This is a genomic window from Plantibacter sp. Leaf1 (assembly GCF_001421315.1).
In the GTDB taxonomy this organism is placed as follows: Bacteria; Actinomycetota; Actinomycetes; order Actinomycetales; family Microbacteriaceae; genus Plantibacter.
Window position 1 is genome coordinate 150,330 of the sequence record NZ_LMJX01000001.1, and the last position, 12,373, is coordinate 162,702.

11 protein-coding genes are annotated in these 12,373 nt (G+C 72.1%); 2 read left to right on the top strand and 9 right to left on the bottom strand.

The annotated features are described in order from the left end of the window. Positions 1-51: 51 nt before the first annotated feature. From ASE44_RS00585 to ASE44_RS00605, 5 genes are all read right to left on the bottom strand, one after another. Complete coding sequence (locus ASE44_RS00585) at positions 52-798, bottom strand: glycosyltransferase family 2 protein (protein WP_056776458.1); 747 nt, start codon at positions 796-798, stop codon at positions 52-54. Next, positions 798-2,207 carry a bifunctional PIG-L family deacetylase/class I SAM-dependent methyltransferase gene (locus tag ASE44_RS00590; protein ID WP_056776462.1) on the bottom strand — a complete coding sequence of 470 codons (1,410 nt, stop codon included), beginning with the start codon at positions 2,205-2,207 and terminating at the stop codon, positions 798-800. The genes ASE44_RS00585 and ASE44_RS00590 overlap by 1 nt, the downstream gene beginning before the upstream one ends. After that, on the bottom strand, positions 2,207-3,229 hold the full coding sequence (locus ASE44_RS00595; RefSeq protein WP_056776464.1) for a hypothetical protein: 1,023 nt from the start codon (positions 3,227-3,229) through the stop codon (positions 2,207-2,209). The genes ASE44_RS00590 and ASE44_RS00595 overlap by 1 nt, the downstream gene beginning before the upstream one ends. 204 nt (positions 3,230-3,433) lie before the next feature. Beyond that, entirely contained in the window at positions 3,434-4,444 is a 1,011-nt protein-coding gene (locus tag ASE44_RS00600) for a 1-aminocyclopropane-1-carboxylate deaminase (RefSeq protein WP_056776467.1), read from the bottom strand. 108 nt (positions 4,445-4,552) lie between these two features. Continuing rightward, on the bottom strand, positions 4,553-5,221 hold the full coding sequence (locus ASE44_RS00605) for a GntR family transcriptional regulator (RefSeq protein ID WP_056776469.1): 669 nt from the start codon (positions 5,219-5,221) through the stop codon (positions 4,553-4,555). Between the two features lie 197 nt (positions 5,222-5,418). On the opposite strand from ASE44_RS00605, the gene ASE44_RS00610 reads away from it, so the two are divergent. After that, positions 5,419-5,952 carry a hypothetical protein gene (locus tag ASE44_RS00610; protein WP_056776471.1) on the top strand — a complete coding sequence of 178 codons (534 nt, stop codon included), beginning with the start codon at positions 5,419-5,421 and terminating at the stop codon, positions 5,950-5,952. A 24-nt stretch (positions 5,953-5,976) separates the two neighbouring features. Here the strand turns inward: ASE44_RS00610 and ASE44_RS00615 are convergent, their stop codons facing one another. Beyond that, positions 5,977-6,579: an N-acetyltransferase gene (locus ASE44_RS00615; protein WP_056776474.1), complete on the bottom strand. Its 603-nt coding sequence runs from the start codon at positions 6,577-6,579 to the stop codon at positions 5,977-5,979. Positions 6,580-6,622: 43 nt separating this feature from the next. Here ASE44_RS00615 and ASE44_RS00620 point away from each other — a divergent pair, with 43 nt between their 5' ends. Next, positions 6,623-7,522, top strand: coding sequence for an aminoglycoside phosphotransferase family protein (locus ASE44_RS00620; protein WP_056776476.1), 900 nt, complete (start codon positions 6,623-6,625; stop codon positions 7,520-7,522). 9 nt (positions 7,523-7,531) lie between these two features. Here ASE44_RS00620 and ASE44_RS00625 read toward each other — a convergent pair whose 3' ends face one another. The 3 genes from ASE44_RS00625 to ASE44_RS00635 all read right to left on the bottom strand — a co-directional run bounded on the left by ASE44_RS00625 (position 7,532) and on the right by ASE44_RS00635 (position 12,357). Beyond that, complete coding sequence (locus ASE44_RS00625; protein ID WP_056776479.1) at positions 7,532-9,493, bottom strand: helicase HerA-like domain-containing protein; 1,962 nt, start codon at positions 9,491-9,493, stop codon at positions 7,532-7,534. Positions 9,494-9,560: 67 nt separating this feature from the next. Next, the gene (locus ASE44_RS00630; RefSeq protein ID WP_056776483.1) at positions 9,561-11,075 is read right to left on the bottom strand and encodes a cryptochrome/photolyase family protein; all 1,515 of its coding nucleotides are present in this window, start codon (positions 11,073-11,075) and stop codon (positions 9,561-9,563) included. A 118-nt stretch (positions 11,076-11,193) separates the two neighbouring features. Continuing rightward, positions 11,194-12,357: a Gfo/Idh/MocA family protein gene (locus ASE44_RS00635; RefSeq protein WP_056777034.1), complete on the bottom strand. Its 1,164-nt coding sequence runs from the start codon at positions 12,355-12,357 to the stop codon at positions 11,194-11,196. Between the last annotated feature and the right edge of the window lie 16 nt (positions 12,358-12,373).

The following is a 12,373-nucleotide window of genomic DNA, read 5'->3' on the forward strand; positions in this document are numbered from 1 at the left end:
TCAGGCGCGCCGGCGCGTCAGATGGCCGGGCCCGCCAGACGATCAGAGCGCTCAGACGATCGGGTAGGTCTCGGCGAGGAACGCCGCGTACCCGCCCGGCGTGCGACCACGGCGGCGCCCCGAGGTCTCGACCGCGCCGTCCAGCGTCGGCACGACCCGGAACCCCGCCGCCCGAGCCCGTTCGACGACGTCGACGTCCTCGTGCTCGGCCAGTTCGCGGAACCCACCGATCGCCTCGAGCCGATCGGCCCGGACACCGAGGTTCGCCCCGTGGACGTTCCCCGGCAGATGCCCGGCAGGATGCGTCTCCAGCCACCGCTCCACGTCGCGCTCGGAGAAGTCGCCGAAGTCGGGACGGACCGTGCCCAGCAGGACGTCCACACCGGCGTCGAAGGCGTCGGCGTGCACGGACAACCAGTCTGCCGGGACGCGGGAGTCTGCGTCGGTGTTCGCGATCCACCGCTCGGTCGGGTCGGCGTCGCCGAGTCGCGTCGCGGTGTCGACACCCGCGCGGCGGGCCGCTCCGACGCTGCGCTCCTCGATGACCACCACGGACGCCGCGGCTGAACCGGCGTCGTGACCGATCCCGCCGGCGCCGTCGTCGAGGCCGTCGAGGCGTTCCGTGACGATCCGGGCCGTGTCGTCACGGCAGTCGTCGAGGACCACGACGAGGCCCACCTGCAGGCCGGGGCGACGCCGCTGCACCTCAGCCCGGGCGACGAGCAGGGCGTCCAGGCAGGCGCCGATCAGCTCCTCCTCGTCGTGGGCCGGCACGACCACGTCGATCCGTCGCAGCATCAGGAGGTCAGACCGTCCACCGCGGCGACACTCGCCTCACCGGCCGGCACGAGGACGTCGAGCAGGAAGTCGTCCTCGACGTGCTGGACCGAGCGACGGCCGGGCCAGCGTTCGAGCAGCCGACGGTGGACGAGCTCGGCCGAGGTCGCCGCGTGGTCGTCCGGGTGACGCCAGTGGCACGCCACGATAGTGCCGTCCGGGGTGAGCGATCCGAGGATCCGGTCGATGACCCGGTCGAGGTCCGCCTCGGACAGGTAGTAGCCGACCTCGGACAGCACCACCAGGTCGAACTCGCCCGCCGGCCACTCGTCCGGCACGGTCCGGCGTTCGAAGCGGGCGGTGGGGACGTGTCGTCGGGCGAGCTGCAACGGCGCCTCGGCGATGTCGACACCGAGCACCTGGTCGCTGCGTTCCGCGAGCCGGGCCGTGAGCACGCCGGTGGCGCAGCCGAGTTCGAGCACCGAGCGGTATCGCTGGCGCGGCAGCGCGGCCAGGAGCACCTGACGCTTGCGCGCCTCGTACCAGGACCCGAAGTCCCAGCCGTCGGGGTGCTCGCGGTAGTGGTCTTCGAAGGACTCCTGCGACCGCGAGCCGTCGGCCTGCCCGACCGCCGCCGTGTGCACGTCCGGCTCCGCGGTGAGGTCGAGCGCCCGCTGGTTCGGGAAGAGCACCTCGAAGCGACGCGCGTAGTGCTGCAGGTGGTGGTGGTCGACGATGGCCTCGTCGCCGGGGGCGTCGGACAGCGGCTCCGTCTGTGACGGGTAGGCGTCCATCGCGGCGATCTTCGCCCCGTGCGCCGCGGCGTCGAGGGGCACGATGCGCGCCTCGTTCCACGGCAGCGTGTCGTCGTCGGTGTCGGCCCAGTGCCAGAGCCAGATCGGGAACTCGACGAGCGCGAGGTCGCGTTCGGTCGCGAGCGCGGCGGCGAGTTCCCCGGCGATGCGATGGTCGCGGTGGCCGTCGCCGCGCCAGGGGGCGACGATGAGCGGCCTCGTCCCGGCGGCCTCGACCGCCGAGCGCAAGGACGCGGCGATGCCGGAGCGTTCGGCGTCGAGCCCGCCGTCGGGGACCCGCAGGACCTCGTGGGCGACCTCGGTACCGAGTCGGGTGACGGCCTCGATGAACTCCGCCTCACGGCGGGGAGCGAGCTCCGCCGGGGTGGCGGTCGGCGAATCGGGGTGCGAGCGCTCGCCGAGCGTGACCAGGAGGACGGTGACGGGGATGTCGGCGGCTGCGGCTGCGGCGATCAGCCCGCCGGCGCCGAGCGACTCGTCGTCCGGATGGGGCGAGAGGACGACGAGGCCGGTCGCCTGCCGCCAACCGTCCCAGACGGGCAGGTCGAGCTCGTGCAGGCGCGTGCCCCAGGCGGCTGCGGAGGTGCCGGGGTCTCGGTGGTCGAAGGCGGGCATCAGTCGGCCTCCACCAGCATGCGGCCGTAGCGCGCGAGGTCGCGATCACCGTGGTCCTGCTGTACGTACAGCTCGAGGTCGGACATGCGCTCCAGGTAGGCCGGTTCCGCGGTGAGCGGGCCGGGTCCGAGTGCCCCGAGGACGCCGGAGCGGATCGCGTCCACCCTGGCCCTCACCGTCGACCGGACGCGCTGCGCGAGACGAGGACCGGCAGCGCCGTCGGCCAGGCCCCCTTCGATCGCCGCGGCCGCGTCCGCGATCGCCTGTTCCGCGATCGCGAGGTCGATCGCGGCGGATCCGAGGGTGCGGAGGAGGAGCTCGGCGTCAGGTCGTGCGCGTGCCGCGGTGAGCAACCGCTCGACGAGGGTGCTCGCGCCGCCCCACCAGCAGGCCGCGACGCCGATGCCACCCCAGGAGAAGCCGGGTCGCCGGAGGTACCAGCCGTCTTCGCCGACGGGTGCTGCGGGGACCACGTCGAAGCCGACGGGGGCGCTCGGGACGAGCGGCATTCCGCGGGCGAGCCAGGCGCTGTCGTCGGTCGTGACGCCGGGGGCGGCGAGCGAAACCGCGAAGAGGCGTCGCTCGTTCGGGCCGGTGTGGGCGGTGACGAGGGCGTCGCTGAGGCTCGAGGCGAGCGAGCACCACGGCTTCGTCCCGCTGAGGATCCAGCCGTCGTCGACGCGGACGGCGTCGAGCCGGACACCGGGCGCCTCGGCCGCGAAGACCCCCCACGTGGAGTCCGGGGAGGGGTCGAGCTCCGCCTGGCGCAGGATGGCGAGCGCGTCGAGGTGCGGTTCCACGACGCGCGCGAGCGTGACGTCGACGGCGGCGATCGCTCCGAGGCCCGCGAAGACGCGCCCCGCGGTGTGCTGTTCGAGCGGACCGACGAGCTCGACCGCCTGTCGGGTGAACGCGAGCCGCGATGCGAGATCGGTGATCGAGCCCGCCGCCGCAGCGTCGAGGGCCGGGAGGTCGAGAGCGGTGCCGCTGGTCGGCCAGGCGGTCGACTGCAGACGGATCATGCGATCCGGTTCTGGTGTCGGGGTTCCATCGGTGCGCGCATGCGACCTCCTCGCGTCGTGGATGCGTCCAGTTTCGCACCACTCCGGGCCACATCCCGCGGCTGGACCCGGGCGATCGTCCCTGATAGGGCGATCACCCGGATCTGGCGAGCGCGACGGGCCGATCCGCGGGGCGACCGGACGCCGTGCGAGGCGCCCGCAGGATCAGTCGCGGAACAGGGCGCTGTACGCGTTGATCGCCGGCTGCCCCCCGAGGTGTGCGTAGAGCACGTTGCTCGATGCCGGGATGTCACCGCTCGTCACGAGGTCGATGAGCCCCGCCATCGACTTCCCCTCGTAGACCGGGTCGATGATGACGCCCTCGAGTCGTCCCGTCAGCCGGATCGCCTCCATCGTCGATTCCACCGGGATCCCGTAGAGGTCGCCGGCCCAGCCCTCGAGCACGGTGATCTCGTCGTCGCGCAGCTCGCGGTCGAGCCCGATGAGCGCAGCCGTGTTGCGGGCGATGCGCGCCACCTGGTCGCGGGTCTCCTGGATCTTCGCGGAGGCGTCGATCCCGATGACCCGGCGGGGTCGATCCTGGCCGGCGAACCCGGCGATCATGCCCGCGTGCGTCGATCCGGTGACGCTGCAGACCACGATGGTGTCGAAGAACACGCCCAGCTCGCGCTCCTGCTGCTCGACCTCGGCGGCCCAGTTCGCGAACCCGAGCCCGCCGAGTCGATGGTCCGACGCACCCGCCGGGATCGCGTACGGGACGCCGCCGCGCTCGCGCACGTCGTCGAGAGCGCGCTCCCAGCTCGACTTGAAGCCGATGCCGAAGCCGGCGGGGTCGAGGCGCACCTCGGCGCCCATGATCCGCGAGAGCATGATGTTGCCGACGCGGTCGTTGACGGAGTCCGGCCAGTCCACCCAGTTCTCCTGCACGAGCACCGCCCGCATGCCGAGCTTCGCCGCGACCGCCGCGACCTGGCGCGTGTGGTTCGACTGGTACCCGCCGATCGAGACGAGGGTGTCGGCCCCCTGGGCGATGGCCTCGGGGATGAGGTACTCCAGCTTGCGGGTCTTGTTGCCGCCGTAGGCGAGACCACTGTTGACGTCCTCGCGCTTGGCCCAGATCGTCGCGCCACCGAGGTGGGCGGTCAGACGGTTGAGCTCGTGGACGGGGCTCGGCCCGAAGGTGAGCGGGTAGCGGGCGAAGTCGCTGAGGGACATGGTGCTCCTGGAGGTCGGTGGTGCGGCGGGCGTGCAGGTGGCGGTGCGATGCGGCTGATCAGTTCGGCGGGTGATGCCCGCGACGGGCTGTTCCGAGGACCGGGTTCCTCAGTCCTCGTCGAGGTGGGCGACGACGAGGTCGGCGAGCGTCGTCCAGTTGCCCCGGACGAGTGCGGCGGCGGCGTCGACGTCGCCCTCGGCGCACCGTTCGACGAGCGCGTCGTGCTGCGCGATCGAGCCCCGGGCGGCGACGGAGGAGAACCGGAGGCGTTCGACCCGGCGCAGCAGGGGCGTGACGGCTTCGAGCGCGTCGCGGACGAAGGGGTTGCCGGCGACGTCGACGGCCACGGCGTGGAACGCGTCGTCCGCCTCGAGCGCGGCATCGGTGTCGTCCCGCTGCAGGGCGGCCTCGAAGTCACGGTTGGCCGCGCGCATGCGGTCGAGGTCGGCGTCGGTCAGGTGCGGCACCGCTTCACGCACGGCGAGTTCGTGCATGGCCGCGGCGACGGCCTGTGCCTGCAACGTCGCCCGCGTGTCGACTGGGGCGACCACGGTCGACCGGCCGGGTTTCGCGATCACGAGCCCGCTGCGCGCCAGCCGGAGGATCGCCTCCCGGATGGGCGTCCGGCTCACGCCGAGCCAGCGTTCGAGGTCCGTGTCGACGAGCTTCTCCCCCGGCGTGAAGGTGCCATCGACGATCGCGTTCCGCAGGGAGCGGTAGACGTCGTCCCTGAGCAGGGCTCGGCGATGCGGCTGGGCGGTTGCAGGAGCGGGCATGCAATATATTGCACATCGCAGGCCGTCGAAGTCAAGGATCCAATCGCCTCCCGCCGACAACGGAGTCCCCGACATCCGACCGAAGTGGGACATTCGTCCTACTTGTCCCCCAGATGGCGGGTTGTCGCACCACTGAAAGCACGCCACGATGGTCGGCGGGGAAAGAGGTGCGCGTGATGCAACGGGGGGATGAACCGGTGACGGTCCGACCGCATCCCCGCATCCTGTTCAGCACCGTCCTGAGTGCCGCCATCGTCATCCTGCCCGTCTGGGGCGTCTCGCTCTGGCTCGTCGGGCCCGGGCCGAGCATGGAGCACACCTGGGTGGTCACCTTCGGCATCGTCGGCCTGGTCGCCCTGCCCGTGCTCGCGATCCTCTCGCGTCGCCAACGCATCGTCGTGTGCCACGACGGCTTCATCGAGCAACCCGTCCTCGGACGCCGACGGTTCGTCCCTCGTGAGGCGATCGGCCGCAGCCTGCTGTTCGAGTTCAGTGGTCGCGGCCAGCGGACGAGTGCACAGTTCTTCGTCTGCGACACGGAGAACCGGCCCCTGCTCCGCATGCGCAGCAGCCGCTGGGGCAACGACAGCATCGCGGCCGTCGTCGCCGCCTACGAGGGTCCGGTGGAGCGGCCTCGGCAGCCGGTGTCACTCGACGACCTCCGGGAGGACCACCCCGGTCTCCTCACGCCGCTCGAGCGCTTGCGGTGGGCGCGCGCCGAACTGCTCTAGCCCGCACCCGCGGATCGCCTCGCGTCAGAGCGCCTTCGCGTACCAGTGCGCGCCAGAATCGCCGTCGACGCGGGTGAAGCCCGTCCGCTCGTAGAACCGCTGTGCGCCGGTGTTCGAGACGCCGACCCCGAGGTGGACCCCCGGCACACCGCGTTCCGCGAGCAGACCGCAGAACGCGTCGATGAGCCGCCTCCCGAGCCCCATCCCCTGCGTCTCGGGGAGGAGGTCGATGTGCAGATGCGCCGGGTACTGCGCGAGGAGCTCCGGCGCCAGGCCGATCCGTTCCGTGGCCGAGCGGACGATCCCACGCTCCTGCTCGGAGGCCGCGCCGGACGATGCGGCGGTCTCATACTTCCCGACGACCGTCGGCCACCAGCGTTCGACGAACCACCGGTCGAAGGCGACGGTGTCCGCCGTCCCGAGGATGTAGCCGATCGGGCCGGCACCGGCGTCCACGAGGAGCGCCAGCTCCGGCTCGTGGTCGACGTAGGGCAGCGCGTAGACGTCCGGCAGCAGCTCGTCCGTGCTGAAGTGCCCGGTCGCGTCCGCCCCGGAGTCGCCGGTCCGGGTGCAGATCGTCGCGACGGCGGAACGGTCGGTGGGGCGGTAGGCGCGGATCTCGGTCACCGCGCCAGCCTAGACCCCGGCCCGGCTGTCTAGGCTGGCTCCCATGGAGTGGCGAGCGGGGACGGTCGACGCCGCCGTCGAGCAGTGGGGACTCGTCCGCGACGGCGACCCGATCGTCACGGCGTCGAGCCATCTGCTCCCGGTGACGCACCGCGGTCGACCGGCGATGCTCAAGGTCCCCCTCGTCCACGAGGAGGCGCTCGGTGGGCGGCTCCTCGCCGCCTGGCGTGGCGAGGGGTGCGCGGCGGTGTTCGCCGCCGACGAGCACTCGGTCGTCCTGGAACGCGCGGTGGGCGGGCGCGACCTCACCTCGCTGACCCGGGCGGACGACGACCTCGGCGCGATCGGGGTGCTCGGCTCGGTGCTCGGCGTCCTGCACGGGGCCGTCGCGGTTCCGGCACCCGCTGCGACCACGGCTCACGACACGGGCGACGTCCTCGCCGAACTCCCCTCGCTCGACGAGTGGTTCCGCGCGCTGCTGCTCACCGATGCTGCGGCACTCGGCGCGCTGACCGACGATGCGGCGAGCGCCGCGTTCCTCGGTCGCGGGCGGATCCTCGCGCGTCGCCTCCTCGACGACACGACGCCCGCCGACACGGTGGTCCTCCACGGCGACCTGCACCACGAGAACGTGCTCGAGTTCGCTCCCGGTGACTGGCGGGCGATCGATCCGAAGGGGATCGTCGGCCATCGGGTGTTCGACGCGGCGGCGATGCTCGCGAATCCGGACCGGGCGACGGCGCAGGACCCCCGACATCTCGAGCAGCGGGTGGAGCTGCTGCGTCGCTCGCTCGGGGTCGACCGGAGCACGATCCTCGCGTGGTCGGTCGCCCGGTCCGCGCTGTCCGCCGTCTGGTCGCTCCAGGACGGGGGCGACGAGGATGCGCGGGACACCATCGCGGTGGGTCTCCTCGCGGAGCGCGCCCTCGGTGCCGCCCGCTGAGGCCCGGGTTCAGCGGCGGCGGCGTGTCCCGAAGATCCCCTCGACGACGCCGGTGAGGATCGAGCGCGTCGCCTTCGAGCCGAGGATCTCCTCGAGCGGACTCTTCGAGGAGCTCGACGTCGACCTCGTGGACGTCCGCCTCGTCGTCCCGGCGGTCTTGCGGAGCAGCCGCTCGTATTCGGCGTCCGCCTTCCGCTGGGCGGCGGCCTGCGCCTTGTCCGCCGCGGCCTGCTGTTTCGCGAGTTCGGCGGCGATGCGCTGACGTTCGAGCTCTGCTTCCGCGGCGAGGGCGGCCTGGTTCGCCTCCTCGAGCTTCGCGGTCAGGATCTCCCGCGCCGACTCCCGGTCGACGGGCGTCCCGTACCGCGCGAGGAGCGGTGACGCAGCGATGGTCGAGTCGATCGCGGCGTCGGGTGTCGGCGACATGAGCCCCTCCGGCGCGCGCAGTCTCGTCCACGCGACCGGCGACGGTGCACCCTTCTCGTTCATCACCGTCACGACCGCCTCGCCGGTGCCGAGCGAGGTCAGCACTTCGCCGAGGTCGTACCCGGACGTCGGGTACGTCGACACCGTCGCCTTCAGGGCCTTCGCGTCGTCCGGGGTGAAGGCGCGGAGGGCGTGCTGCACCCGCGAACCGAGCTGCGCGAGCACCTCCCCCGGCACGTCCTTCGGGGTCTGCGTGACGAAGAAGATCCCGACGCCCTTCGAGCGGATGAGCCGCACCGTCTGGGTGATCTGCGCGAGGAAGTCCTTCGACGCGTCACGGAAGAGCAGGTGCGCCTCGTCGAAGAAGAACACGAGCTTCGGCTTCTCGGGGTCGCCCACCTCGGGCAGGGTGTTGAAAAGGTCGGCGAGCAACCACATGAGGAACGTGGAGTAGAGCGCCGGCTGGTCCTGGACCCCGGGGACCTCCAGGAGGCTGACGATGCCCCGGCCGCTCGGGTCGAGGCGGATGAAGTCCGCGGTGTCGATCTCGGGTTCCCCGAAGAAGACGTCGGCGCCCTGGTCGGCGAAGGTGATGAGTTCGCGCAGGATCACCCCGACGGTCGCGCCGGACAGGCCGCCGAGGTCCTTCAGCTCGCTCTTGCCGTCGTCGCTCGCGAGGTAGGTGAGGACGGCGCGCAGGTCGCTGAGGTCGAGGAGCGGGAGGCCGGCCTGATCGGCGTAGTGGAAGACGAGACCGAGGCTCGACTCCTGGGTGGCGTTCAACCCGAGGACCTTGCTCAGCAGCAGCGGGCCGAAGGCGGCGATGGTCGCCCGGATGGGGACGCCCTTGCCCACCCCGCCGAGCGCGAAGTACTCCGTGGGCGTGGCGGCCGGGGTCCAGTCCTGGCCGATGCCGCGCGTGCGGTCGAGCAGTTTGGGGCTCGACTCCCCCGGCGTCGCGATGCCGGAGAGGTCGCCTTTGATGTCGGCGGCGAACACCGGGACGCCCGCGGCGGAGAGCTGCTCGACGAGCCCCTGGAGGGTGCGGGTCTTACCGGTGCCGGTGGCGCCGGCGACGAGGCCGTGCCGGTTCATGACGCTGAGGGGGATGCGGACCTGCACGCCCGGAAGCGGATCTCCGTTGACCAGCGCACCCATCTCGAGCGCCGGGCCGTGCACGACGTAGCCGTCGCGGATCCGCACCACGTCGTCGAGACCGAGGGGGCCGGGGCCGATCGTGTCGGAGGTGAGCGCATCGGCGGGGAGCGCATCGGTAGCGAGCGGTTCAGCAGTCGCCGCGACCGCCTCCGACGGGACGACGGTGGTGGGCGCCTCGCCCGGAGCGCTGGCCGGAGCAGTGCCCGGTGCCCCGCCCGACGCCGTGATCCCGGCTCCAGCGAGCGCCGCCGCCGCTTCGGCGGCCTTCACCTTCGCCGCGGCGAGCGCCGCCTGCGCCTGGGCGGCTTCGAGTTCGGCCTGGGCCTGCTCGGCGGCAGCCTGGAGTGCGGCGATCTGCGGGTCGGATGCTGCATCACTGGGCGTCATGTGCCGAGCCTAGCGACGCGCTCCCCACCGGTCGAGGGGTCGCGTGAGGGCGGAACGGCCGCACCGCTCACCACTGTTCGCGCGTGCGCTCCTGGTCGACGACGGCGGCCAGGTCGGACAGTCGACGGAGTCCGGCGAGTGGCTGCGCCATGCGTGTGTTGTGTCGGATGCGCGGTTCGACGCGGTCGAGGAAGGCCCAGTACCCGGCGGTGAATGGACAGGCGTCGTCGCCCAACCGCACCTTCGGGTTGAAGACGCAACCCCCGCAGTAGTCGGACATCTTGTCGATGTACGCACCACCTGACGCGTATGGCTTCGTCGCGACGATCCCGCCGTCCGCGTGCTGCGACATCCCGATCACGTTCGCCGGCATGACCCAGGGGGTGCCGTCGACGAACATGTCGATGAACCAGTCGTTGAGCGCGACCGGGTCGTACCCGTGCTGCAGGGCCCAGTTGCCGAGCACCATGAGCCGCTGGATGTGGTGCGCCCACCCGTGGCGGCGCATGCCGTCGATCGTCTCGCGGAGGCAGTTCGACTGGATGGCGGCGGCGTCGAGTTCGCGGAACTGACGTGGGAGCGGCTCGTGCGCTCCGAGGGCGTTGTGGCTCGTGCGGTACGGCTCGCCGAGGTGCCAGTAGAGGTGCCAGACGTAGTCGCGCCAGCCGATGATCTGTCGGGTGAAGCCCTCGACGCTCGCCAGGGGTGCGCGACCGGCGTGGTACTCCGCGACCACGGTCTCGACGGCATCACGCGGGTCGAGCAGGCCGAGGTTGAGCGGCGCGCTCAGCAGGGAGTGCGCCATCGTCCAGTCGCCGCCGAGCATGGCGTCCTCGAACGGCCCGAAGTCGCCGAGCCTCGTCTCGATGAAGTCCGCGAGCGCCGCCTCCGCCTCGGCCGCGGTGGCCGCGAAGCGTCGGGGTCCGTCGTCGCCGACCAGCTGGACCAGCCCGTCGCGCTGCCACCGGTCGAGGTCCTCCCGGACCTCCGCGTCGATGTCGTCCTCCGCCGGCCAGAACGGCTCGGGCAGGCCGAGCCGGGCGGCGCCCTTCGGCGGCGGGTTCCGGTTGTCGTGGTCGTAGTTCCAGCGTCCACCCTCGGGCTGATCGCCGCGCATGAGGATGCCGGTGCGCTCACGGACGGTGCGGTAGAAGTCCTCGAGGAGGAGCCGCTTGCCGTCCCGCGTCGACGCCCACGCTGCGAAGTCCTGCTCCGCGGTCACGAAGCCGCGACTCGGCAGCACCCGGAGACCGCGCTCACGGACGAAGCGCCGAGCCGTCCACGAGGGCGGATCGATCACCTCGAGGTCCGCACCGACGTCGATGACGTCCTCGTACCGGTCGACCTGGTGGAACTCGGCCCGGTCGCCGAGCTCGGCGGCCCGATGCCGGATCGCCGAAAGGAAGAGGTGGGCCTTCGCCCGGTGCATCGGTCGCTTGGTGAAGGTCGACCGCGACTCGACGAGCAGCATCGGCCCGCCGTCGTCGAACGCCGGGCCCAGTTGCCCGGTGAGGATCCACCGACGGCGAGCGGGAGCAGCTGCATCGTCGTGCTCGGCGACGCTCCGACCGGTGGTGTCCATCGCCTCAGGGTACGCGGGACGACGGACACCACCGGGGGCTTGCCGAGCCGGTCGGGCTCTGCTGCCGGCCCGGCCGGCCCGGCTCAGCTCAGCTCAGCTCAGCTCGGCTCGGCTCGGCTCAGAGGGTCGCGGCGAACGGGTCCCAGTCCTCGGCCACGAGCGGCACCGGTGCGACCCGGCTCTCCACGTCGACGGTCTGACCGGACACCACGGACTCGTCGATCGACACGAGCGTGTCGAGCACGTGGTACCCGAGCGCTCCCGAAGCGAGCGGCTGACCGCCCGAGCGGATCGCGCGCGCGAGGTCGAGCACGCCCGTCCCACGGCCGGCGAGCACCCCCTCGGTCGGTACGACCTCCCACTCCGGTTCCTGCTGCATGCGCTCCATCGGTGCCGGACGGGTGATGCGCACCTCGCCGGTGAACATGTTGGGGTCGGGGATCACGAGGGTCCCCTCCGTGCCGGTGATCTCGACGACGCCCATCTTGGCGAGCGGCGACTCGAAGCTGAACACGCTCTGGCTCACCCCGCCGTCGACGAAGCGGGCGATCGCACTGACGTGCGTCGGCACCTCGACGGCGAACTCCGTACCGACCCGACCGCCCTGCTGGATCGTGCGCGTCGCCCGCCCGCGGGATCCCGCGGCGGAGACCGACGCGACCGAACCGAACACCTGCACGAGCGTCGTGAGGTAGTACGGGCCCATGTCGAACAGGGGTCCGCCGCCCTTCGCGAACAGGAACTCGGGGTTCGGGTGGAAGATGTCCGGGCCCGCGTACTGCATGACGGTCTGCGCCGTGAGCGGCTGCCCGATGTCACCCCGGGCGATCGCGCGACGCGCGGACTGCACGCCGGGCCCGAGCACGGTGTCGGGGGCGATGCCGACGAGGAGGCCGGCGGCGTCCGCCTGCCCGAGGAGTGCCAGGCCGCTCGCCCGGTCCACACTGATCGGCTTCTCGGTCCAGACGTGCTTGCCCGCGGCGATCACCTGGGAGGCGACCTGCGCGTGGACGGCCGGGATCGTGAGGTTGACGACGAGCTCGACGTCCGGATGGGCGATGACGTCGGCGGCGGTCCCCCAGGCGCCGACACCCCACTTCTCGGCCTGCGCCTTCGCGCGGTCGACGTCGAGGTCGCCGAGGATGACGACGGTCACGTCGGGGAACGCGGTGAGGTGCTCGAGGTAGGTGTCGCTGATCATGCCGGTGCCGATGAACCCGACGCCGACGGGGCCGCTGCCCTGCGCTGCGCGGGTCCGCGTGCCGGGTGCCGCCGCGGGCATCGTGCCGTCCGCTGCC

Coding starts and splice junctions, on each gene's coding strand:
- ASE44_RS00585 (WP_056776458.1), bottom strand. CDS start 798: ATGCTGCGACGGATCGACGTGGTCGTGCCGGCCCACGACGAGGAGGAG.
- ASE44_RS00590 (WP_056776462.1), bottom strand. CDS start 2,207: ATGCCCGCCTTCGACCACCGAGACCCCGGCACCTCCGCAGCCGCCTGG.
- ASE44_RS00595 (WP_056776464.1), bottom strand. CDS start 3,229: ATGATCCGTCTGCAGTCGACCGCCTGGCCGACCAGCGGCACCGCTCTC.
- ASE44_RS00600 (WP_056776467.1), bottom strand. CDS start 4,444: ATGTCCCTCAGCGACTTCGCCCGCTACCCGCTCACCTTCGGGCCGAGC.
- ASE44_RS00605 (WP_056776469.1), bottom strand. CDS start 5,221: ATGCCCGCTCCTGCAACCGCCCAGCCGCATCGCCGAGCCCTGCTCAGG.
- ASE44_RS00620 (WP_056776476.1), top strand. CDS start 6,623: ATGGAGTGGCGAGCGGGGACGGTCGACGCCGCCGTCGAGCAGTGGGGA.
- ASE44_RS00625 (WP_056776479.1), bottom strand. CDS start 9,493: ATGACGCCCAGTGATGCAGCATCCGACCCGCAGATCGCCGCACTCCAG.
- ASE44_RS00630 (WP_056776483.1), bottom strand. CDS start 11,075: ATGGACACCACCGGTCGGAGCGTCGCCGAGCACGACGATGCAGCTGCT.
- ASE44_RS00635 (WP_056777034.1), bottom strand. CDS start 12,357: ATGCCCGCGGCGGCACCCGGCACGCGGACCCGCGCAGCGCAGGGCAGC.